The sequence below is a fragment of the Dickeya aquatica genome (assembly GCF_900095885.1).
Taxonomy (GTDB): domain Bacteria; phylum Pseudomonadota; class Gammaproteobacteria; order Enterobacterales; family Enterobacteriaceae; genus Dickeya; species Dickeya aquatica.
The window spans coordinates 632083-655101 of the sequence record NZ_LT615367.1 but is presented as its reverse complement, the minus strand read 5'-3'; the positions used below and the strand labels follow the sequence as shown (position 1 = coordinate 655101).

Sequence of the window (23019 nt, the reverse complement as noted above, 5' to 3'; positions counted from 1 at the left end):
GTATTACAGCTCGCTAAGGCCGCATGAATATAACAGTGGGTTATCGGCAAACGAATCGGAAAACCGATACTGGAAAAACTCTAAGCGGTGGCCAGTTTTTGTTGACCACTACACCGCATCACGCCGAAAAAACCGTATGGTGGGGATCAGTCCTATGAGAAAATAACTGGTGAGCACATTGTTGAGTTTACAGATTTTACGCAAAGCGGTTTCCAGGTTGATATTTCGCCTTCTGGCGGACAAACCTCTGCCCACGAAAGTCCCCGGTGAAAAAATGCATATTCTTCTGCTTCGCTGGGATGCAAAATTGGGCGATGCCATCGTATCTTCTTTCTTTTTTCGCGAATCACGTAAGCTCAATGCCCGATTGACTGTACTTACAGTTAACGAGTTAGCTGAAATGCATACCAACACCTTCGGTGTGGATGAAGTCATCGTTACGAATCCGCATCCAGGGCTTGGTGAACTACGCAGATTGGTGAACCGGCTAAGTAATGTCGATGTCGTTGTTCATCTGGTTGGACGACTGCAACCTGCCGAAATCGTTTTTATGCGGTTACTCCGCCCGGCGAGTCTCTATTCGCTTGATGATTCGCTGCGCTGTGTGAATCGTAAAATGGGTTTTGCTGCAAACACGCTCAATATCGTGGAGCAGTATCAGTATATTTTGCAAGATCTGGGCGCGAAGGTAATCGACACCCAGTACATTGTGCCGTTGCCTGCCGAGCTCCCGCCTGCGACTCTTTCCCCTCAAATACTTTTTAATCCTTATGCCAGCCGAAAAGACAAGGGGCTATCACCTTCCCGGGCAACCGCAGCTCTACAAGCCATCACCGACGAGTTTCCTAGCCATTCCGTGGGCATTCTTTGCAGCCCTTCAACACTGCACAGTGCACAGCATCTGGAAAACGCAGTTGCACGCGACAATGTGGCAGTCTTGCGCGATGGGCTAACGCCCGAAAAGGTTGCAGGATATATTTGCCGTGCCCAAACGGTTGTGAGTGTGGATACAGCCATTGTGCATATGGCTGTCGGCCTGAAGGCGAAGCTGGTGGCGATCTACCCGTTGATTACAGGCCAACACAACCCATGGCTGCCACCTCGATCACCTTTTACACAGGTGATCTACAGCGAGCAACAGCCAGACACACTCCGCCGTACGGGCAAAAAAAATATGGATGCTTTTTCGCTAACATCATTAATGAACGCATTGCAGACTCTCTTAACGCTGCCAGCAGAAGCGAAAAACAGCATGTCGCTTAACGCCAGAATCATCTCCGGGCTAGGGGTAGCGACGGGCACTTTGGCGCGACAACTGCCCTTAATCTGCGAAAAATTTCCTGAAGTTGCAGGCTGTTATGCCGGGACGATCAACCTTGAATTCAGCGTTCCTGTCGCAGTCGTGCGGCCTGATCACCGTACCGCGCCGTTGGCTTGGACACCCAGTGGACGCACCACCGAGATATTCGATCTATTGCGTATTGAACTTGAATTCAGCCATTTACCTGAACGCATCCCCGCATGGCTGTATATTGCCCACGGCTCGCCTCACCGCCGAACGCCGACCATTCACGAAGCAATCGCGCCGCGCATTAACCTCAATGGTGCCACGCATTGTCGACTCCACTTACCCGCTGAGGCTATCGTACTGGGCGAAAGCGGTACTCAGGCTACTGAGGCTATCAATTTGTCACTTTCATCAACCCAGTAATCCGCATTCGCCTCAATATGCAAAAACAGTCTTGCCAGCAGCGAGCCACCCGCCAGGAATTCAGCCACGGTTTCTCTCCGGGCTTCGGTACGCCGGAAATAGGTGTTGTAAAGTTTGAGAATGGCCACGTCGTTAATCAAAAACGCCCCGACGGCAATATCGGTGCGACGCATCACCTCGCAACCAGCAAAGTTGTAAAGAGGACGGTATCCGGGATCGATGACCCTCCCACCAATCGGGATGGCAGCATCGGCAGTCTGGGCAATGATATTTTTGATTCTCCCAGGATTACCCCAAGCATGATTCTCGCTCTCAAGCCCTATAGCTAAGGCTTGCGCAAGTATGGGGTTTCCCGGCAGGGACGCGAAAATACACTCGCTATGCCAGTGCAATTTATGGCTCAGCCCTGTCGGAAATAACTCAACAGTCGGATCCCTAAACAGCAACGTATCCGCATCCAACCATGCCCCGCCCCAGCGATGCACAAACGCCATACGAATGAAATCGCTTTTCGCCACAATTGCTTCAATGCCGTTCGCCAGCGTAAAGGTCAGCGGTTCAAAGGCCCAAGTTTTATTCATGATATCAGCATCGATGTACTCGCTTACTGTTCGCGGCGTAAGCAGAAGAAAACGATCGCCCAACGCTCTATGCATAGAAACCAGTGCCAGGGCAACATAAGCCGACATGGTCTGACCCGGAGCGTTTTCCCAGTAACTGACGTAATGGATAGTGTCGAGGGTCATTTCACCAGCACCTTACCTTTCGCACTCAGCAGCCCGTTCTGCGTTAGATGTGCTTTAAGCATCACCAGCGATGGAGCACATGCAGGCTGAGCCAAAAACTCATTATTTAATGCCGATTTGTACAGATTAAGCCATGTCAGTACCGGCACATTTGGCAGGAAAGCCGGTAAACTCTCCCGGTTGTCTTCGCCAAACAACAGACGCAACGCACGCAAAATAGGCTGATAGCCCGGCGTAGAGAGCAGTTGCGCTACAGTTTCATCCAGATGCTGTTTCACGCTCACGCTGTTCAGGCGATCCTCCACCGACGCATCGGTTAATGCCACCCGGGGATCTAGCGCCACAGGGTAAATGGCACGAAATGACCGGGCACCGTTACACAGCGATTCATACAACACTTTGTCCGCCGTTGCCCCAGTCACCAGTACGTCATCTCCGAAAATGACATGCACGCCGCTCCAGCGGTAAAAATTCTCCGCTGGAATCACATGATCCTGCACAAGATTGACCCGATCGCGCTCGGCCTGGCTGAGGCTGGCATAATTTTCACACGGCGGCGCAATCCTGGGCAGTTTGACGTTGATAATGGTGGGTAATCCTTTATGCGCCAACGTGAGATTAATTTCCTCAACCACGATGTCGTAGAGTACATTGGCCGTGGAAGGCACATTACGCCAGCCCGTTGTCATCATCACGACACTCTCCCCTTCCTCTTTAGCCTGGCAAAATAACCCTGACCATGATGAAGAGGTGTCTTCCAGTTCTTCGACAAGGTAGTCGATAACGCACCGTGCAAGATAGCGTATCTCGCTCACTCCGCCATATTTCGCACGGCTATAAATGCCCGCCAATATTGTCGCTTCAGCACCGGTGCGCATATCGCAAAATGATCCAGTCGCATTCGGCGTCAGATAATGCAGCGCCGTACCACCAAAAATCGCGACGTAATCGGACATGTCGATCAAACCGCGCGCCAGCAGATCGGCCGCGAAGGCGCGAAAACCGGATTTAACATCCTGCGTATTGATCTGTGCACTGGCTTGGCGAAACATTGCCAACTGGGTTGCGAGCGGTTCGCTGTGCAACGTGTTCCACGCAAGTGAATTCGGGGTTTTTAGTCCATTCATGGTGAAGATCCTTAGCGAGATGCTAACGCAGCGTGAAATTGAAGGTCATCAAGCAAAACATCAATGCGTTGACGCTGCTGATAATAGCTGAGGGATTGAAGCCCTAATGGCCTGAGTGCCGCCACCAGTTCGGCGATCCCCGCTCCGGCATCGAGCGGATCATGCGCATCGGATCCGATGGTCAATGGAACATTGTTCCCCAGTAATTTCTCCAGCAAAGCACGGGAAGGATAGGACCATCTTCCGGTCATTTCTTTACCCGTCGTAGGATCAAGGCTGGATTTTCGCAGGCCCGAAGCATTCAGTTCATATGCGATACCGCTGCGTACGAGCGGCGCAATCAGCGGTTCAAAGCGACGCAAAAACACATCCTCTGGAATTGCGCGCAGTAGCGTGTCAGCGTGTCCAACCGCATCAAACAACTGGCTTTCCAGCAATGCTTCAAGATGAGCAAAGTATTTGTCCAGAAAGGAGGCTGCCTCCAACCGGGGCAGTTCCCAGACCTTTACCATCGTTTCATCGGCAACAGTGACATAGTGAATTGAACCGATGACAAAATCCATCGGATAGCGGGCAAGTAATTGCCGGTTATAACGCTCAGTACCCGGCATATAATCCAGTTCCAGACCGCGTAGCAGCGTGATCTCGCCTTTATAGGTCTGCTGCGCCTTATCAATATCGCTGAAATAGCGCTCCAGTTCCGATTCCAGTAAACGGTTCTGCGCATCCACCGGGAACGGAGCATGATCGGTGATGGTGAGTACCGTCACCCCCGCAGCAATCGAGGCACAAACAAGTTCGTCGATGGTACCAACAGCATGTTTCGAGTAGAACGAGTGGCAATGGGAATCAATCATGCGGCCTTCCATTGTTCAAGCAACCCGGAATGCTTCGCCATCTCTTTGACCAGCCAGTAAGGATTATTGGCAGTCGCGATGATCGCGCGAAGCTGCGGGGTGTTTTCTAGCCGCGCCAGTAGTTCGGTTAACGGCTGAGTATATAACGCGCGCGACAAGGGATTTTCCCGCACATGGCTCGCCAGATGATGCCAGTCGATCGCATCAGAATGGATATTCGCCACACGCTCGGTCTCAATACCGTACAGAAACACATCGCCGTTGGGTTTAATTGTCACGTCCATGCCATTGGGCTGGGGCGCACGGTTCAGGCTGCCAAAGGTAAAAGGTTTATCCATTTTGGACTCAATCGCGGCAATATATCCCTGCAAGTCCAGATAACCCTCCGGCGTATCTCTTGCCGGATGAACCAGATTTTTGTAGTCGATGTTAAACGTGTCCGCACCTATCAATAATTTGTCTTCCAGTACGCTGACTTGCTTTATGCTGGCGTTAATTCCCCATGAGGCCAGTTCACTCACCAGATATTCGCGAGTGAAGGCCCGATCGGTATCAATTGAGCGAAATGAAAAACTGAGCGATGACGGTTTTTTGCGCTGAACATAATCCAGACTAAATCCATGTGCACGCCATTTTACTTTTCCAATATGGTGGCTATCTGAACTCAGGCGAATATTACAGGTATCACCATTGGCGGAGACAAGACGATTGATCTCATCAAAGATCTTTTCCATTTTCTCATGGCGAAAAAATCCGCTGGTAATAAACTCAAAGCTGTTGCCCCCTCGGGATAACGCCAGTAGCTCATAAAAGGTATGAATGTTATTGAGCGGTTCACCTTCGCCACTCACGGAAATACGTTTTACGGATGGATCATTAATGAGCGCCGACAGGTTGTCACGTGCCTGCGTTGACAGCACCATACTCTTACCCGTTACGTGCTTATCCGCATACATGCAGAACGCACAGCCGATGCCGCAGATCTGGGTGATATCCACATAAAGCAAATGACCATGTAAGTCCATATATAATATTCCGCCATATTTTCAAAAAAATTCAATTTGGTACAAATAGAAATCTTTTGCAGTGTATGTTTCAAACACCAATTCTCTGCGTATATCCCCTCAGCAACTTTACTGTATTTAGGCTGGTCCTGGGACCGATCCTAACAGAGCCAGCAAACGCGCATCGGCCTGCGCCTTACCGTCCTGTAACATCGCTAGTACTGCATTGTCGCCCTGTTGGTGCTGCGCGCCAAACAGATAGAACCTATCGAGCAGATAGACCGTTATACAGTACCAAGGCGGGTGACGCACCCCGTCAGCACAGCTACCAGAGTCGTGACCAGTCCGCTGGGCAGAACGGCAAACATCGCGACGAGAGTTTTGCTGAGGTACTCTTCAAGCAGTACGCCACCAATGACGAATGCGCCGCTGACAGCAATCTTCAGCTCTGCATCTAAATAGCCTGCTGTAGCCCCATTTTTCCAACTTCGACAGCGCTGGTTTTCAGTAAATATGCACCGAATTTCGTACTACTGTAGTAGCCCCAACGAAGACTGCTTTCATACTGCTTGCGCACCACTTCATCCAGCTCGCGCCAATTTTTCCTGATCGACGGCGTTTTGCTGTTTGTACTTCTACAGTGCGTTCTGATCTTTTTTGCTCAGAGGCTCATTTTTGGCTTTCTCTTTCAAGTGGGCGATTTTGGAATCGCGATCGGCACGGTTTTTGTTCAACCAGGCGAAGACAAAGATCTCTGATTTAGCACTGCACTGATTTTTGGTCAGGGTCAATCTGGCGGGCTCTCAAAAAATGCATGGAACTAATATGGGTGTACTTACAAGATTAGTTTGGCCTTTCTCGCATAAGAAAGGCCAATACTGTAAAAATAAATTAACCTAGGCTACAGCCAAAATTACGATCACCCTCACCAAAAATCTTACTTTTCACTTTGGTGAGATAATCAATCCGGTTCAGTAAATCTCTGGGATAAATATTATTGAGAATATCGTCACGGTTCAGGGTATATTTACCATTAGTAGGGTATTGTACCAAGTGCTGTCCCTCTTCGGGGGTCAGATTTAATGCACTACACCATGCCGAGGTGATCATGGTTCTTAGCGTATCTTCATCCAGATTGAAATCACCCAGGTGGTAATAAGCATCTTTGTTCAGGAACAGAAATACATGAAAGTGACGTTTACCATTCTGAGTAAACTCCCGTACCCACGCATAACGGAGCGTATTTGGGTGTACCCTTTTATCATCTTTACGTTTACGTTGTTCATCTGCTGCCAGTTTGGCTTTCAGTGAACTGGTAAATCTTGATATAGCACCTGAATCAGTATTAGCGATACAGGAAATGGTATCACCATTATCCAGAATAGCCGGGTCATGAAGATCCACCCGTATTGCCAGTGTACGGTTGTGTTCTTTAACAGCCTTATTAATGACTTCGATAATCCTTTGTTTGTATGATTTAACATGACTTCCATACTCGCTCTCGTAGATATTCATAATAAATTATTCCTTGATGGATAACAGTCATCGCATTACTGGCTATATCTTATTAGCGTAGTGGATATACAGGCATGGTTAATGACAATACGTTAATAGCAATATAATAACTATCCGACACTCTATTTCAGAAAAAAATAGCCACAGCCTGCGATGACTGATTAAAAGTTACTCTGCAATTAGTTGCAATGATGACTCTTTAATAAAACGATTATTATCGTTTTAAATTTGGCTTATCCGTTACATAAAACTATCGGCAGGTTGTATAAAAAGGGTTTTCCCTCTTTTCTCTGCCCGTATTTTCTTTTGCGAGTAAAGCGTACTGAGTAGTTCATTCACTTTACTCCGGTTCCTGAACCGGTTCGGACCATATTGCAGGATAGTTGTCTTCCTGACATATGGCACGAAACACTTATAGCAATAATCTTTTATCCACGCGTAAAGTTCATCCGCTTCGGAACTTACCAGAATCAGGGGCTCGGGCTTAGAGAAAATTCGCACATATTCATCTGCATACCAGGCACTTATTTCTACGGCTGATTCCACGGCATTGAGAGATATGTCTCCTTCATCACCGTTGAAATAATGCAGCAGTGCAGCAATCCTTGCCATGTTCTCTGCGATCTTAGACGCATAATCCTTAAAGTCAGACAGGAAGCCAATCAGGCCCATTTCCGACTCGACTTTGTTATAAAATTCGATCCAGCGTTTTTCTGCCTTAGGAGAGAAGTGCAAGCATTGACGCTCATTTTCATCGTTTTTGGCTATGCTCTCATTAACGATCTCCATCAGTCGCTGATGAAATATCGGCAGATGCTCACTTGAGACAACCGAACTGGTAATTTGTCTGTAGCCTTGTGTTGAGCTAGGCTGGCACATAAGACACCGTGCGAAGAAGCCTATCCCTTTTGCCATATCGCCTTTCCGATCGATGTAGGCCTTAAAAACATCAGGCTGAATCATCAGCGACAGCGTCATTCTGGCATCCCTGATTAATTTATCAGGCTCTTTTTTCCTTTCTACGGGAAACATTGCACCATCCCACATCTTGTTGATGAAAGGCAGCTCGTTCAACGTGTAACCGTTAAAAATAGTGCCTGCCTCATCAGACATAATACCGACAGATCGCCAGCGCCCACAGAGGTGATCTTTTATCGCCGCTGGTGTGGCATCGTTGAATATCTGTTTGTACCTTACCGGTGCCTCCGGGTACGCCGCCAGCAGTGCTTTCAGTCGTTCATTCGTTATGGAATGCTCTTTGTTAAGGCGAATGTCTGATTTCAGTTTTGACATCAGGGCTTTCTTCTCAACATTAAAAGCCGTTTCATCATTTCGCCAGATGGCAAGATCATGCGTATACTTTTTAAATAAATTTTCCTCCAGTTGATGTAATGGCTTCATCAGCAGTTTATCAACCGTACTTTTTCGCTCACCAGATTCCGCCAGCGTCAGTAAAAAAAGCGATACCGGGCTGCGCAAATTATTCAGTCGGCACACATCAATCCGGTTCTGACAGGCAAGCGAAATAACCCCCAGTACCGATGCGGCAATCAAGCCCGTGGGAGCCTGAGTGTGCTGCTCCACTTCATAAACCGCGTTTTTGATGATCTGCGGAAACACGTGTACAGGAAAAGGACGACCACACAGCATAGATACCTCTTATTCAGTTAATGTTTAAAACGATTCCCCTTACCTTGCTATTCCGCTATTAATGGCAGAAATAGCAGGATGAACACGGGGCATTCAGGAAAAAAAGCAAAAAATAAATGCCAAAAAAATCCTGATGCTAACGCTCATTGATCCAACAAAGCAGGTCACTTAACAGCCATCCGCAGGATTTCAGGCCGATAGACTTACGTTGTGGAAACTTACCCACCTGTTCCAGTTTCCACGCGGTAGAGCGGGAAATGGACGTGATTCTCTGGCGCTCACGTTCACGCACCAGGCGATCGCCTTGCTCACCGTAATTGCGCAGGACTTGCAAACGTTGTTCTGGGGTTGGGGAAATAAATGTTGTACTCATACTGCCTCCTTTGTTTCAGTGGATACAGCATGTCGCAGGAGGGTAACTGAATAAAAGCAGCAGACACCTTATTAAGGTGTCAACGCTTATTGCGGAGCTTAATGCGGTTACGGTCGGTCACGGGCCAACCGGCAGGAAAGCATGACCGTGGGCGATGATACGGCGTTGCCTAAATGCCACGACTGATATGGACACACTCTGCACTGGCGGACGTGCAACGGCTTTACCATTTTGTGGCGATTCGCTACCAGCAGGAGATTGAGTATTAATTTTTTATTCTTTTTTATCGTCGAAACGTTTTATCCATTCTGCAATAGTGTCATCACTGAATGTGTTACTGAAGCCATGTTTTCTGGCCGTCACCGTAAGCATCTCCGCCATTTTTGAAAAATTAACCTCACCATTGCCATCAAGGTAATGCTCTTTCAGCATGACATACAGGGCTATTCTTTCTGGTCTTGAAATGCGAGTTTGTTTTTCTTTTTTCTCTTCAGGCATAGATACCTCGATCTGTGGCAATAACGTATTCGCGTCAAAAAACAATTCTGATTTATCCCTGTATACTTTATTTGGGAATATCAAGTAATCCCAGTCATCTCTACCATATACAGAAATTGCACCTGCAACATTATTATTCTCTCTGACAGTATCCATATCCGCTAGCACGTAATGGCCTTCAGCAAACTGAGTTACAGGCGTCGCTTTTACGCGCCAGTAACCATGTGCATGTCCATTATAGGTATAACGGCATAATCCCAAATCATCATCCAGAAGTCGGGCCTCTATTTCTGTATTTTTCTCTGGATAAAACTGCCTTATTTTAAACTCTGGCATTTCTTCATTCTGATAAAAATCCATGCCCGATTTAATTTTCCTCTGCCAGTCTTTCAGAAGAAATCGACCTCCACCAAGGTACCTGACGATCTGGCATGGCAATGCATCCAGCCGAATGTAGAGTGGGATCTTATGCTCAAACCAATCATGTAGTATATCGTCAGGCGTTATACGGCATTTTTCAGATGCCAGAGACAAAGGATAAAAATCAGGCTGCTTTGATGTCATTCAATGGGTCGTCCTGTGTGATGCCTTTCCGTTTTTACTATACGTACTTTATATATTGATTTATATAACTTAAAGTGGAACTCATCCTATGCCTTGCAAGCATTCTCGTTACCCTCTACAATTTCCAGACTAATTCAGGGAGATACGGCATCATGAAAAAAGCGCCTATAACAAAAGCCCAGATTTATCGTGCCGTAGCCAGCTCAACCGCTATTGAAACGGGTGTTTCTGTGCAACAAATTGAGCAGCAACTCAAAAAAAATCAGACACAGGCGAAAGCCGTCGGCCTTTCCCGTTAATTTGGCAAGATGTCGCTCACCAGTTGCATCATGGGGCTGTAGTTTCCTGATACGCCTGCCTGAATTGCCTTGAAGTAAAACGCCTTGTGCTTATCCCATAAACAATAATCTACAATCCCTTCCTGAGGCGTTAAGGAGTTATAGCTGAATTTGGGTAAGGGGGAAGCAAGAAACCGCACAAATATACACACCACCTTTCAGTGAAATAGAACCGTATTTAGGTTGAAGTTATTGGTTTTATCACGTGTTAATTTTTATGTCTTATTGGCACCCACAATATCTCCATTACAACTCACACAGCTAAGCAATGTGAGTTGACCGGACACATTTACCTTATATCAACTGATCTTACGCAACCGGGATGCACCAGCTAACATGCCGCTACTCCGTTCGAGGACCTTTTGAGGCTGCCAGTTGCGCTGGCTGCGTGCAGAGTTTGAGCCACTTGTAACCATCTGTCTGACTTTAGACGGCGCTATTCTCTGCTTCTGACCAACATACACAATACGCATGACAGCCTGTTCAACGACCCTATTGAGAATGGGATTATCAAAATGGCCTGATTTAATTGCATTTTGTCTTTTAAGTGTCAGAAGCTCTTTTACCACCACACGATATTCGCTAGTGAAATCATCAAGAGTGAGTGGACCCGGTTTTTTTCCGTTCTCTACATGAACGGAAACAATGGTATTCCCGGTTGCTGGCGTAGCATTTACAGATTTGCGTTTAACTTTAGCCATCTCGTCACCTCGTTTCTGCTATAAGAGGGATTATATCATATCTGTTCATTTTACACTCACACGGTGTCCGTCAGTTTCTTAACCAGAACTTTTGCACGTATATTGCAGGATCGCCTTTCTCGTGATAGATCTGCCTGAGTTAGTTCAAAACCCTGTTCACGATACAAGGATACAAGCTGTTTATCGGGCTGACTTACCATAACTTCCTTCGCTCCATAAGCACGGGCAAAGCTTTCGGCAATGATTAAGCCTATCGGGATCATATATCCACTGAGTGGCGTCGGATAAGGGTTGCCTTCTAGATATCTCAAAGCAACGTTGACACGTCTTCTGGACAATTTGGCTAGAAACAAACCGCAGAGATGTCCATCGCACCAAATACTCGCATCCAGCTTGTCCCGCCTTTTATTACGTTGACGCAACCAGTTAAAATCTATGTTCAAATGTTGGCGATCTGGGTGATTACGCCAAGCGGGATGAACAATCGACCAGTGCTCCGGCCGAATTCTTTCCAACGAGATATCATCGACAGGAAGTATGTCGAGAAAGGCATCAACAAATCCATCGTATGCCAAGTTTAACGCAACTTCTCTTTTATCCCTGTGTTCCTGTGCTGTTCCCATAGGATCCCTTACGCATTCCCCTTCAGAAATAACATCCTACAATGCCTGACTGGCTTCATGATAGATGACTTCATTTATAATCAGCAGCGGTTTAGAGGAAAGTCAACCAGATGACGCTCTTCTGCTGAATTAAGCTCATATTTTGCCAAGCTCTTACCTCCGCCCAAACAGGTTTACAACGTTGTTTTCCTGCTGTCGCTGATAGTTATTCACTCTATCCTCCCAGATCTCAAGCGCTCTGCGCTTTTCAGGCAGGTAATCATAACGATCATAGTGTTTCGAGCTGACATCGTTCAACGCGTGATTCTGAATACGGTCGCGGATCTCTTTGCTGATCCCCGCCTCCCCCATCAGCGTCTTGCAGGTGCGACGTAAATCTCGCGCCGTGAAAACTTTAAACTCAGGATTGAACGCCCGGAAATACATGATGGAACGCGCCAGACTATCGGTGCGCACCGGTCGCTCACCGTTGGTCGAAAGTGGGAAGATATAGGGACTGTTACTTTCCTTAGTCAGCTCTTTCACTGAGGCTAATTCCCGTAATGCCGATTCAGTCAGCGGGATCAGATGCTCACGCTTGTTTTTCGATACCTCGGCAATAACCAATAACGTCTTTTGCTGCCAATCAATGGCGCTCCACTGGCTGGCAATCATTTCAAATGGGCGCTGCCCACCGGCATAAACACAAAAGCGTATAAGGTGCTGCATCAACGGCCCAACGTTAGTTGCCTGAGCGAACTGCTCCATGACAACACGCAGCTCCTCCAGCGTTAACCATGTATCACCCACTTTCTCCGCCGAGGACTGCTTCGGTATGGCCGATACCGGATTTACTTCAAGCCCGAACGTAATGCCCACGCTGGTATTCATCGGATCGTTATCGGCTTTAAGACCGTAGTTAAACGCCGCCATCAGGTAGGAACGAATCCGGTTTGCATGGACCACCGCATCACGCTGGATAATGCCCGAGAGAATGGTTTTGATCTGTAACGGTGTGACATCCTTCGCTTTGGTTTCACGAGGAATAACCGAATAGCACTCTTTTTCAAGACGTTTCAGGACATCGGCCCAGGTTCGCTTGTTGTCGAGCTTCATCTTATTAACGTAGCCATGCACCAGTTCTTCAAACGATCCTTGAGAACGATGTAGCTGCATAATGTGCTGCTCGGCCAGGCGCTGTTGCTCCAGTTCTTGCTGAGGATCTTTTCCTTCAACAAGCCAGGCACCATATTTTTTCGCCAGCTCATTGGCCGTTACCAGTTTCATCTCCGGCCAGATGCCCAATTGAATAAATTTCTCTTTCTTCCCTTTCTCAACGTAGTAACGGAAATAAAAAACTTTGCTGCCTGAAGGCTGAACCTTAACGCCAAGCCTGCCGGTACCGCGTTGAGCGCTGTTGCTCCACACGTAGTACGACGTGCTTTTTGTCTTCAATCCACGTATAGCAGTCTCGGTAAGATTAGCGGCCATGAGTTTACCTTTCTAAGGATAAGCGTTACCTGACCCGATGCCCATTTTGGGTCAGGTAATGGGTCAGGTAAGGATAGTACAATGGAGAAACGAGACAACCAATCAGAAACAAAAATAACTTCATAACCAATTGATTATAGACAATTAAAAACACAAACAGAGACAAAGGCGAACAATTAAAAACATGTCAATTTTATGACTCATAATCGCTTGGTCGTTGGTTCAAACCCAACAGGGGCCACCAAATTTTAGCTTTAGAATCATATAATTAAGCCACCTATCAGCAGGTGGCTTTTTTATTACTCCGATATCTGTGTCCCTTTTTTGTCCCCCCACTATTAAAACCGCCTCCAATCTGATGCTTTATTTGTCATATAATTAGGGTCTTTTAAATTGAATCAAATAGGACTTGATTTATGGCTTTAACAAAATGCAAAGAATGTAAGAAAGAAGTATCAACCTCTGCAAAAGTTTGCCCACACTGTGGCGTTAAGAATCCTGGTACCACAGCAGGTCAGGCAATCGGTGGTCTTGTAGTTCTGGTGTTATTGGTTTGGGGTGCTACAAAAATCTTTGGCGGAAGTGATGATGATAAGCCTACCGCAAAAGCTGACACCCCAAAGAGTTGCGCAGCAAATGACGATCAATGCTTGTTTGATAAAAACTGGATTGAAGCAGCATCACGCTGCCGTCCTCTGGTAGAAAAGTCATCCAAGTATGATTTCGAATGGACTGACGGCATGATGACCCCCATGTTTTCACACTTCCGTCTGAACGAAGCTAAAAAACAAATGACGTTCATCGGTGACAAAGTGAAGTTTACCAACGGTTTCAATGCAAAAATAACCATGACATACAACTGCACCTATGACCTTCAAGGTAAGAGCATCGTCGATTTTAGGATTACCGAAGGCAAACTTTAAGCACCTCGCCCCGCCCTGGCGGGGTTCACCGCTTTTCAGTTCCTGCAAACAGCTTCACCACACCCAAACCCGCATCATTGCTGCAAACAAGGTGGCCCAAGATAACGCCTGCTCACGCTCAGAGATCCATTCAAAACTGACCAAATCCACACAAAACCCTTTTATTTCTTACAGTTGCAATTTCAAAGCGATCCTTTATTGATCCAAAAAGCTGAAAAACGCTGAAATTCCTTTCACTGTTTTCAGTGGACGTTCTTCTGCAAAAGCCCTGACCTGCCCCCAGTATTAGATACAACGATCAGTTAGTAATATCGGTTTGTTTACCTTCTAATTTTCCATTTCTCCAGCTTGCTGCAAATTCAGACGGCGTCTGGTAATTCAGCGATGAATGAGGTCTGGACTCGTTATAGTCCTGCCGCCAGTCATTAATGATTTTCCGGGCATGAAGAATATCGCTGAACCAGTGTTCATTCAGGCATTCATCCCGAAAGCGACCGTTGAAACTCTCAATAAATCCGTTCTGCGTTGGCTTACCTGGCTGGATAAGTCGCAACTCCACACCATGCTCAAAGGCCCATTGATCGAGCGCACGGCAGGTAAATTCCGGGCCCTGATCGGTTCTTATTGTCGCCGGATAGCCACGAAAGAGCGCGATGCTGTCCAGAATACGCGTGACCTGAACGCCTGAAATACCGAAAGCAGCAGTGATCGTCAGACACTCCTTCGTGAAATCATCCACACAAGTCAGGCACTTAATCCGGCGGCCGCTGGCAAGTGCATCCATGACAAAATCCATCGACCATGTCAGGTTCGGCGCATCCGGGCGAAGAAGCGGAAGCCGCTCAGTCGCCAGACCCTTACGGCGCTGTCTGCGTTTTACGCCCAGGCCATTGAGATGATAGATGCGGTAGACCCGTTTGTGGTTAACGCAAAGGCCTTCACGACGCAGAAGCTGCCAGATACGCCGGTAACCGAAACGTCGGCGTTCCATTGCCAGTTCGGTGATACGTGCAGACAGATACGCATCAGTAGCCGGGCGGTGCGCATCATAACGGCAGGTCGACAGGGACAAACCTGTCAGCCTGCAGGCACGCCGTTGCGACAGACCTGTCGCTTTGCACATCACTGTCACGGCTTCCCGCTTCTGGTCTGTCGTCAGTACTTTCGGCCCAAAGCCACCTGTAGTGCCTCTTTATCCAGCATGGCTTCGGCGAGCAGCTTCTTGAGGCGGGCGTTCTCTTCTTCAAGTGACTTAAGCCTTTTTACTTCAGGTACGTCCATGCCACCAAACTTCTTACGCCACGTATAAAACGTGGCGTCGGAGATGGCGTACTTACGGCAAAGTTCGCGGGCGGAAACACCCGCCTCGGCTTCGCGAAGAATATTGATGATCTGTTCGTCGGAAAAACGCTTCTTCATGGGGTTGTCCTCATGTTGCTGATGAAGACATTACTAACATCGTCGTGTGTTAATCAATGGGGAGCAGGTCAACGTTCTTTAGCAGACAAGCCGCTGTTAAGGCGGGTACGGATGATTAGCCGCTCCTGCCCGTTCAGTTCACGGCCCTGCAGACGAGCTATTCCCTTTATTGACTTTTTAAGGTCGTCCTCATCAAGCATGTTCACCTCAGTTGATGGAGTTAGTACTCTGCGCAAATACAGCCAGGCTTGCAGCAAGCCGATCTTTCATGTGTTCTACCCAAGCGTCAAAAATAGCTTTATCTGTACCGGGAAACGTCACCAAAATGGACTGACCCCACGACAGTAGACAAAACCTGTCCTCACGACGAGGCCTGTTCAAAGGCCTCCGGGCTGACGCCGCCGAGATGACTGTGGCGCCGGGCCCGGTTGTAAAACACTTCAATGTAATCGAAGATATCCGCTCGGGCCAGATCCCGGGTTTTGTATATTCTCTTTCTGATGCGTTCTTTTTTCAGTGAACTGAAGAACGATTCGGCCACCGCATTATCCCAGCAGTTGCCACGCCGGCTCATGCTCGGGGCCAGGTTATTGGCCCGGCAGAAGCGCTGCCAGTCATCGCTGCCGTACTGGCTGCCCTGATCGCTATGTACGATGACCTCGCCGTCGGGTTTACGTCGCCAGACAGCCATCATCAGCGCATCCAGCGCCAGTTCGCGTGAGAGAGTCGGCTTCATCGACCAGCCCACTACGTTACGGGCGAAGAGGTCGATAACTACCGCCAGATACAACCAGCCCTGCCAGGTGCGGATATAAGTGATGTCGGTGACCCAGACCTGATTGGCCCGGACAACAGTAAACTGCCGCTGCACGCGATTAGGCGCGACTACTGAGGGTCTGCCAGCGATACGGCGTGGCGCTTTATAGCCGCGCACAGCTTTAATCCGGTTCAGTTGCATGATGCGGCTCACCCGGTTTTTACCGCAGGTTTCCCCGATTTCGTTCAGGTCGCCATGAACCCGCCGGTAACCATACACGCCTCCGCTCAGTGAGTATGAGTCACGGATAAGCATCAGCAGGCGCTCGTTATCTTTATCACGCGCCGAGACAGGGTTATGCAGCCACGCATAGAACCCGGCCCGGGCGACATTCAGTACCCGACACATCGTCATCACACCCCATATATTGCGGTGCTCATTGATAAAGCGGTACTTCAGTCGGGCTCCCTTGCAAAGTACCGCGCGGCCTTTTTCAGGATATCCCGTTCTTCTTCGGTGCGTTTTAGCTGCGCCCGTAGTTTCAGGATCTCGCTTTTGGCTTCCAGTAAATCACGGGCATGCTGTTCACTGTTATCAGGTTTGATAGCCCGTAGCCACTTGTAGAGGCTGTGTGCAGAAACCCCCAGACGGTCAGATACTTCGGCAACGGAATAACCGCGTTCCGTTATTTGACGGACGGCTTCTTCCTTAAATTCAGGTGTAAATCGTGGTGTGCCCATATGCTCCCCTATGCTCAAACTATAGAGCAGGATCGTCTACCGGGGTGGGGGCAGTCCAAAAAAGACATCAGAATGTCATCTGTGAGCTTGTCCTGCTGATCCCAGTCAACGATGAACTGCCGAAATAGTGAGTACGCCTTTTCCGGGTCTGTGTTCCGCCACGTCGCCACAACAGCATCAAACGGAGGAACGGTGTAAGTCACCAAAACGGGCAAAGGCTCATATTTTGTTGGTATCCGCACCTCACGGATGAATGTCTCACCTTCCGGCCATAACTGAGGATGATTTGTCACAGCTGATCCTCTACATAAATCCCAGCAGAAGTAATCGCGCCACCAATACGGCGTTTTCCATAAAGCAATGGCACTGGATAACCTTGTGCAGCTGGCCTTCGATAAATAGCTGTTCATATAGCATCAGCAACAGGCCAGATTCCAGCGCCTCCATTTCCTCTTCATCAGTGATCCCTAACTTATTAGCCAGCACCAGGTCTCCAGAGCCCGGCTGATACGACTCTGTTGCTGTAATTGATATAGCTGAATTTAACTATCCAATAACATCACGACAAACTCCGACCACGGTGTTAGGGCTATTCCCTCCGGGGTGACTAGTTGTAAATTAAGTGATAGGGTATACATTCACCTATCTATTCATAAATCTATTCATAAATCTATTCATAAATTTATTCAAAAAGAGATTCAACATTATGCCTACTCGCTCTGACAGGATACGCCGGTTGCTCAGCCAAGGCCCGATGCAAGCTCGACAACTCATTGATATAATAGGTATTAGCCAGCCAACGCTGTCCCGCGCATTGAGAGATATTGGCGATGACATTGTTCGAGTAGGAGCTGGTCCATCTATTCAATACGCTCTACGCGATGTTTATCGCGGATTCAGGTCTGCACCCATTTACCGCATCACTGATGAAGGACGCGTTAAACCCCTTGGCGAGCTCATCCCGGTTCATCCTGAGGGATTTGTCATGGTGCAGACCAATAACGTAAGCCTCCATAGCGATGGACTACCATGGTGGCTGTTTGACATGCGACCACAAGGGTATCTCGGGCGAGCCTACGCATCAACGTATGCGGCTGATCTCGGCTTGCCAGCGAATCCAGAGCAATGGGCTGACTCAGATGTCGTCAGGGCATTGCTTGCACATGGCCATGATGCTATCGGTAACCTGCTGGTAGGGGAGCAAGCACGAGAGCGTTTCCTTGAAATGCCTGAACCCACCCCAGTTGAGCGCGCCGCAACCTACCCCGCGTTGGCGTTGGCGGCTGGAGCCGGTGAAGCACCGGGATCATCTGCAGGAGGTGAACAGCCGAAATTTTGCACCTATACAGAGCGCGGTCACGTCTTAGTAAAATTCTCGGCTCCAGACGATAATCCGGTTAGCGAACGTTGGCGCGACCTTCTGTTGGCCGAGCACTTGGCGTTAAGGGTGCTTGGTGTGGAAACTGAGGTATATGATTTTGGTAGTCAGCGCTTCCTCGAGATCCCCCGATTCGACCGCGTTGGCCAACTGGGTCGTATTGGCGTCTTCTCGCTGAGGGCACTTGATGCAGAGTTTGTCGGCAATGCCAGAGCCCCCTGGCCTGTTCTGGTTAACAGCCTTGTTACGGAAGGGCATGTCCATCCGGATGCTGCAACAGGTACCGCCCGGCTTTGGGCATTTGGGATGCTAATTGGCAATACCGACATGCATCACGGGAACTTGTCGTTCATCAGCAGCCACGGTCGCCCGTATCACCTTGCACCGGCCTACGACATTCTGCCTATGGGGTTCGCTCCCAGAACGGGAGGCGCAATCGTGAACGAGCTTCGGCCTGCATCACTACCCGAAGTAATTAGCCGGGATATCTGGCAGGAAGCGCTAAGCTTGGCTGAGGACTTCTTTGTTATAGCTAGCAGTTGCGAGCGTTTCTCCGCCAATTTCGTCCCATGCCTTGAGACATTACGCCATCATCTTGACGAGGCCAGATCACGTATCGCCCGTCTAGGCTGTGTCCCTTAACTTAACAACCGCTTTAAAAATAACCTGATCGCCCCCAGCTTTAGCATACTCAGGTAGTTTCTGGCTGTTTTTTCCGAGCGTGTAGCGATACGACGATTTTCTTTGAGTATCGCAAAGCAGCGCTCCACGACATTGCGTTTTTTGTACAGGCCTCTGTCGAGGGGCCGACGTCTGTCCTGACTGGCTTTTTCATTCGATTTAAACGGAATTACCACTTTTATTCCCTTTATTTTCAAATGAATGCGGAGGCTGTTACTTGAGTAACCCTTATCCGCCAGTACCGCTTTCGGACGCGATTTCAGATGCCCACTTCTTCGGATAATCCCGACGCGGTTAAGCAACGTTTCCGCATACCGGCTTTCGTGGGCCTGTCCACCGCTCAGGCAAAAACTTAGCGGTAATCCTGTGCCATCTGTCGCCAGATGGATTTTGGTGCCAAAGCCGCCGCGTGAGCGACCCAGCCCATGGTCCTCGTGTTCATCGGGATGTTTTTTTTCGCACCAGCGGCCGCTTTCAGGGCGCGAACGTTACTGCCATCCAGCGCGATAACATCCCAGTCAATCAGTGCGCCCTCATCCAGAATCTGGAGTAATTTATTGAAAATACTGTTTATTACTCCGGCTTTAGACCACCGGTTAAAGCGGTTGTAAATCGTTTTCCATTGACCATAACGCTCAGGTAAATCCCGCCATGGCGCGCCGGAGCAAAGCACCCAAAATATGCCATTCATGACATGCCGGTGAGCAAAGTAAGGACGGCCGCCTCTGGAAGAGCCTCTTTCAGGCGGCAGCATGGGAGAAATCAGCGCCCATGCATCATCGGGAAAATCGTAACGAGCCAAATTGAAGTACTTTTTGTGGCAAAATCATGTCCCTGATTGTACAAAAAACAGTTACGGGACACAGCCTAGGATAAAAAGCTAGCTCAACTGGACTGCCCCCTACCATCAGCATGACTGACTCCGCCGTTCAGGTTAGTGAAGAGTGGTGACCATTCGTCACGTTACGAGTGATTACGTTGGCTGAAAATGTGCGTGACCTTCTCCCTCAAAAAGTGCCTGGAGCTAAAATGGGTGTGCTTACACATCGTCCTCTGGTCTATTGGTTTATAGATGACGATCATCATGTTTGCAAAATAGATGATGAATGACATATATTATAGATGTTAATCGACATTTATAATGTAGGAGTCATAGCATGCACTACACCACGTTTGGCCGTAACACCGGTTTACGCGTATCCGAGCTGGCGCTCGGCACTGGCAACTTTGGTACCCGTTGGGGGTATGGTTCGGAAAAAGAAGAGGCGAAGCAGGTATTTGATCGCTATACCCATGCTGGTGGCAACTTTATTGATACGGCTGATGCTTATCAGTTTGGCCAGTCTGAAGAGTTCGTCGGCGAGTTCATCGCCGCCGATCGCGATCACTTTGTCGTCGCGACGAAATACACCCTAAGCGCAATGCCGGACGCGGGCATCTCTCAAACCGGTAACAGCCGTAAAAACATGATTTCGTCGGTGGAAAGCAGTCTTAAGCGACTGAAAACCGACCGCATTGATATCCTGTGGGCGCATTTTGACGACCAGCTAACCCCGCTGGAAGAGATAGTCCGCACTTTTGATGACCTGATCCGCGCAGGGAAAATCCAGTATGCCGGGTTATCCAATTTTCCGGCCTGGCGTATCGCCCGCGCCGATACGATAGCGGAGCTGCGGGGCTGGTCACGTATTGCCGGTATTCAGGTGGAATACAGCCTGGCGCAGCGCACCGCTGAGCGGGAACTGCTGCCGATGGCCGAAGCGCTGGGGCTGGCGGCAACGCTTTGGTCTCCGCTGGGCGGCGGGCTGTTGACAGGAAAATACCGCAACAGTAATGAAGGCCGTCTGCAAGGATTCGGCGGCAGGCTGGTGCACATCGAACAGGATACCGTGCTGCTCGATGAAGTCATCGCCATCTCACAAGAGCATCAGCGGCAGCCGCTACACATTGCCATTGCCTGGCTGCGACAGAAAGCGGCCCATTCCAGCACCAGTCTGATCCCGATTCTGGGCTCCCGTACCCTGAATCAGTTGGATGATACTCTGGCGGCTCTGGAGGTGACGCTCACTGATGAGCAGATGGCGCGCCTTGATAGCGCCAGCGCCATCTCACCCGGCACGCCGCACGATCAGATAGCAGGCAGTCTGCCCCGCGCTCAGGGCGGTGACAGCGCGCGCATCGCCGCGCTACGCCCGCCACGCGCCTGAGCCGTTTGATCATTATTGATGAAAGGCATCATCTATTGAGTCCGGTATTTTCATGCCCTAAGATGATGCCTGCCTAAGATAAGGAGAAAGCAATGGCCCGTGTATCAAAACAGCAGATGGCGCGAAACCGCGAAGAAATCATCCAGGTTTCGTCGCAGCTCTTTCGTGAACGTGGCCTGAATGGCGTTAGCGTGAATGACTTGATGGCGGCAGCGGGATTAACCCACGGTGGTTTCTATGGCCACTTTACCTCCAAGGATGAACTGGCCGCTATCGCCAGTAACAAGGCGTTCGAAGATATCGATAGCCACTGGCAGGCGCTCGGTCAACAGCCGGGGCAAAACAGCCTGTCTGCGCTGGTGGAAAACTACCTGTCTGCCCGCCACCGTGATGCCGTCAAGGACGGGTGCGCCATCACCGCCTTAGCCGGTGACGTTGCCCGGGAAAGTGCAGAAAAACCGGTACGTGAGGTATATCTCAATGGTGTGAAAGCCATGCTGAGCAGACTGGAGTCCCTTTGCGACACACAAGACGATGAACAGCGCAGGCAGCAGGCGTTGACGCAAACCGTCCTGCTCGTCGGCGCACTGATGCTGTCGCGCGCGACGGCCGGAGATCCGCTGTCGGATGCCTTTCTCGCCGCCGCCCAAACAGCGCTACTGAGCGAAGCGTAGTACATCGGGCCGTTACATTAACGCGAGCGTATACTGCGTATCCCGCAGCGTAAAATGGCAGTGGCGCTGCGAAGAGAGAATAATGCGTTGGTCGTGGGTGACGAAAATCGCCTCTATTTCCGGGTGCTGCGACAAATAGGCCAGCCCTTTTTCCACGCCCATGCCATACAGCAGCGTGGTGTAGATATCCCCCTCGATTGAGGCATCGGAAATAATGGTGACGCTGAGTAGTTCGTTATCCAGCGGGTAGCCGGTTCGCGGGTCAAAAATGTGGTGATAGCGCCGCCCGTCGCACTCGAAATAGCGCTCATAAATGCCGGACGTCACCACCGATTTATCCACAACCTGTATCACCCCGAGCAGTTCACCGTTCGCACCAAACGGTTTTTGCAGCCCAATCGACCAACCGGCCTGCATTGTATGGCGAGGGCGGCCAAGGGTTTGCACGTTGCCGCCCAGATTGAGCAGGGCATGGTAGCAGTGCTGCTGGTATAAAAACTGTTTGATGACATCCGCCACGTACCCCTTCGCTATCGCCCCTAAATCCAGCTCCATCCCCGTAAGCGCCAGAAAAACCGACGAGGCCTGCTCATTGAGCACTATCTGTCGCGGGTCGGTCAGCGCCAGCGCCGCGCTTAACGTCTCGGCTGCGGGCACCCGCTGCCCCTGAAAGCCGACTTTCCAGCACTTCACCACCGGCCCGATGGCGACATTAAAGGCGCTGTCGGCAAGCAGGCTGACGTCACGGGCGCGTTTTATCAGGTTAAACAGCCGTTGGCTCACCACCACCGGGTGCTGGCCCGCCGCCCGGTTAATCGCCATCACCTCGGAGTGTTCACGGTTCACCGTCAGCGCGTCCTCGAGCTGCGCGATGCGTGCAAAAACGCGCTGCGCCAATGCCGGGTCTGCTTGCGGTAACGTTAAGTGAATCGGCGACCCCATCAGCACCGTGGCATAGGTACAGGCACCGGCGTGGTGGCAAGACAGGTTATCCGGTGACATGGCAAGACCTCCTGATGGATGCGAAAACGGCGGCCTGCCTGTCGCGTGCAAACAGCCTTGC

The 23019-nt window shown here is 49.5% G+C and carries 21 protein-coding genes and 3 pseudogenes; 6 read left to right on the top strand and 18 right to left on the bottom strand.

Going from position 1 to position 23019, the window contains the following annotated elements:
* Positions 1 to 169 precede the first annotated feature (169 nt).
* Positions 170 to 1711 (top strand): glycosyltransferase family 9 protein, encoded by a 1542-nt coding sequence (locus DAQ1742_RS02995; RefSeq protein ID WP_051124001.1) that lies wholly within the window; start codon positions 170 to 172, stop codon positions 1709 to 1711.
* On the opposite strand, the gene DAQ1742_RS02990 is transcribed toward DAQ1742_RS02995, so the two are convergent.
* The 8 genes from DAQ1742_RS02990 to DAQ1742_RS02955 all read right to left on the bottom strand — a co-directional run bounded on the left by DAQ1742_RS02990 (position 1666) and on the right by DAQ1742_RS02955 (position 10045).
* The gene (locus tag DAQ1742_RS02990; RefSeq protein WP_035339745.1) at positions 1666 to 2457 is read right to left on the bottom strand and encodes a glycosyltransferase family 32 protein; all 792 of its coding nucleotides are present in this window, start codon (positions 2455 to 2457) and stop codon (positions 1666 to 1668) included. The two genes, DAQ1742_RS02995 and DAQ1742_RS02990, sit on opposite strands and share 46 nt — an antisense overlap.
* A complete protein-coding gene (locus DAQ1742_RS02985) occupies positions 2454 to 3584 on the bottom strand; it encodes a hypothetical protein (protein WP_035339743.1) in 1131 nt (376 codons plus the stop codon). Before DAQ1742_RS02985 ends, DAQ1742_RS02990 begins: the two co-directional genes overlap by 4 nt.
* 11 nt (positions 3585 to 3595) lie before the next feature.
* Positions 3596 to 4441, bottom strand: a complete 846-nt coding sequence (locus tag DAQ1742_RS02980) for a histidinol-phosphatase (protein WP_035339740.1) — start codon at positions 4439 to 4441, stop codon at positions 3596 to 3598.
* Complete coding sequence (locus DAQ1742_RS02975) at positions 4438 to 5466, bottom strand: radical SAM protein (protein ID WP_035339738.1); 1029 nt, start codon at positions 5464 to 5466, stop codon at positions 4438 to 4440. The genes DAQ1742_RS02980 and DAQ1742_RS02975 overlap by 4 nt, the downstream gene beginning before the upstream one ends.
* A gap of 870 nt (positions 5467 to 6336) precedes the next feature.
* The gene (locus DAQ1742_RS02970; RefSeq protein WP_035339736.1) at positions 6337 to 6960 is read right to left on the bottom strand and encodes an inovirus Gp2 family protein; all 624 of its coding nucleotides are present in this window, start codon (positions 6958 to 6960) and stop codon (positions 6337 to 6339) included.
* Between the two features lie 240 nt (positions 6961 to 7200).
* The gene (locus tag DAQ1742_RS02965; protein WP_035339735.1) at positions 7201 to 8610 is read right to left on the bottom strand and encodes a YfjI family protein; all 1410 of its coding nucleotides are present in this window, start codon (positions 8608 to 8610) and stop codon (positions 7201 to 7203) included.
* A 136-nt stretch (positions 8611 to 8746) separates the two neighbouring features.
* Positions 8747 to 8983: a helix-turn-helix transcriptional regulator gene (locus DAQ1742_RS02960; protein WP_035339734.1), complete on the bottom strand. Its 237-nt coding sequence runs from the start codon at positions 8981 to 8983 to the stop codon at positions 8747 to 8749.
* 273 nt (positions 8984 to 9256) lie between these two features.
* Complete coding sequence (locus DAQ1742_RS02955) at positions 9257 to 10045, bottom strand: hypothetical protein (RefSeq protein WP_033575779.1); 789 nt, start codon at positions 10043 to 10045, stop codon at positions 9257 to 9259.
* A gap of 152 nt (positions 10046 to 10197) precedes the next feature.
* Here DAQ1742_RS02955 and DAQ1742_RS02950 point away from each other — a divergent pair, with 152 nt between their 5' ends.
* Complete coding sequence (locus DAQ1742_RS02950) at positions 10198 to 10344, top strand: hypothetical protein (RefSeq protein ID WP_145916150.1); 147 nt, start codon at positions 10198 to 10200, stop codon at positions 10342 to 10344.
* Here DAQ1742_RS02950 and DAQ1742_RS20770 read toward each other — a convergent pair.
* From DAQ1742_RS20770 to DAQ1742_RS02935, 4 genes and pseudogenes are all read right to left on the bottom strand, one after another.
* Positions 10341 to 10466: pseudogene (locus DAQ1742_RS20770) on the bottom strand (cell filamentation protein Fic); the annotation flags it as partial. The gene DAQ1742_RS02950 and the pseudogene DAQ1742_RS20770 sit on opposite strands and share 4 nt — an antisense overlap.
* A 216-nt stretch (positions 10467 to 10682) precedes the next feature.
* Positions 10683 to 11084 carry a hypothetical protein gene (locus tag DAQ1742_RS02945; RefSeq protein WP_035339731.1) on the bottom strand — a complete coding sequence of 134 codons (402 nt, stop codon included), beginning with the start codon at positions 11082 to 11084 and terminating at the stop codon, positions 10683 to 10685.
* A gap of 56 nt (positions 11085 to 11140) precedes the next feature.
* Positions 11141 to 11707: a hypothetical protein gene (locus tag DAQ1742_RS02940; protein WP_035339729.1), complete on the bottom strand. Its 567-nt coding sequence runs from the start codon at positions 11705 to 11707 to the stop codon at positions 11141 to 11143.
* A 153-nt stretch (positions 11708 to 11860) separates the two neighbouring features.
* Complete coding sequence (locus DAQ1742_RS02935; protein WP_035339726.1) at positions 11861 to 13177, bottom strand: tyrosine-type recombinase/integrase; 1317 nt, start codon at positions 13175 to 13177, stop codon at positions 11861 to 11863.
* Positions 13178 to 13593: 416 nt separating this feature from the next.
* Here DAQ1742_RS02935 and DAQ1742_RS02930 point away from each other — a divergent pair, with 416 nt between their 5' ends.
* Positions 13594 to 14100 carry a membrane protein gene (locus tag DAQ1742_RS02930; protein ID WP_035339724.1) on the top strand — a complete coding sequence of 169 codons (507 nt, stop codon included), beginning with the start codon at positions 13594 to 13596 and terminating at the stop codon, positions 14098 to 14100.
* A 298-nt stretch (positions 14101 to 14398) separates the two neighbouring features.
* On the opposite strand, the gene DAQ1742_RS02925 is transcribed toward DAQ1742_RS02930, so the two are convergent.
* From DAQ1742_RS02925 to DAQ1742_RS20765, 4 genes and pseudogenes are all read right to left on the bottom strand, one after another.
* Positions 14399 to 15519 (bottom strand): IS3 family transposase gene (locus tag DAQ1742_RS02925; protein ID WP_180706169.1). Its coding sequence is split into 2 segments (ribosomal slippage): positions 14399 to 15261 and positions 15261 to 15519, totalling 1122 coding nucleotides; the frame shifts between segments, so codons are not numbered across the junction.
* Between the two features lie 361 nt (positions 15520 to 15880).
* A protein-coding gene (locus tag DAQ1742_RS02920) for an IS3 family transposase (RefSeq protein WP_202959069.1) occupies positions 15881 to 17016 on the bottom strand; the annotation gives its coding sequence in 2 pieces (ribosomal slippage) (positions 15881 to 16770 and positions 16770 to 17016; 1137 coding nt in all).
* Between the two features lie 289 nt (positions 17017 to 17305).
* Positions 17306 to 17401, bottom strand: a pseudogene (locus tag DAQ1742_RS02910) (tail assembly protein); the annotation flags it as partial.
* Positions 17401 to 17502: pseudogene (locus DAQ1742_RS20765) on the bottom strand (cell filamentation protein Fic); the annotation flags it as partial. The pseudogenes DAQ1742_RS20765 and DAQ1742_RS02910, both read right to left, overlap by 1 nt.
* 220 nt (positions 17503 to 17722) lie before the next feature.
* Here DAQ1742_RS20765 and yjjJ point away from each other — a divergent pair.
* Positions 17723 to 19036: a type II toxin-antitoxin system HipA family toxin YjjJ gene (yjjJ, locus tag DAQ1742_RS02900; RefSeq protein WP_180706224.1), complete on the top strand. Its 1314-nt coding sequence runs from the start codon at positions 17723 to 17725 to the stop codon at positions 19034 to 19036.
* Here yjjJ and DAQ1742_RS02895 read toward each other — a convergent pair.
* Positions 19033 to 19877, bottom strand: a protein-coding gene (locus tag DAQ1742_RS02895) for an IS5 family transposase (RefSeq protein WP_152482109.1) whose coding sequence is annotated in 2 segments (ribosomal slippage) — positions 19033 to 19532 and positions 19532 to 19877 — 846 coding nt in all. Because the reading frame shifts where the segments join, the coding sequence is not laid out codon by codon here. The two genes, yjjJ and DAQ1742_RS02895, sit on opposite strands and share 4 nt — an antisense overlap.
* A gap of 355 nt (positions 19878 to 20232) precedes the next feature.
* Between DAQ1742_RS02895 and DAQ1742_RS02890 the strand changes: the two genes are divergently transcribed.
* Both DAQ1742_RS02890 and DAQ1742_RS02885 read left to right on the top strand, forming a co-directional pair.
* Positions 20233 to 21282: an aldo/keto reductase gene (locus DAQ1742_RS02890; RefSeq protein ID WP_067486572.1), complete on the top strand. Its 1050-nt coding sequence runs from the start codon at positions 20233 to 20235 to the stop codon at positions 21280 to 21282.
* A 92-nt stretch (positions 21283 to 21374) separates the two neighbouring features.
* Positions 21375 to 21956, top strand: coding sequence for a TetR/AcrR family transcriptional regulator (locus tag DAQ1742_RS02885; RefSeq protein ID WP_067486569.1), 582 nt, complete (start codon positions 21375 to 21377; stop codon positions 21954 to 21956).
* Between the two features lie 12 nt (positions 21957 to 21968).
* Here the strand turns inward: DAQ1742_RS02885 and DAQ1742_RS02880 are convergent, their stop codons facing one another.
* A complete protein-coding gene (locus DAQ1742_RS02880) occupies positions 21969 to 22958 on the bottom strand; it encodes an FAD:protein FMN transferase (RefSeq protein WP_067486567.1) in 990 nt (329 codons plus the stop codon).
* Positions 22959 to 23019: the final 61 nt, after the last annotated feature.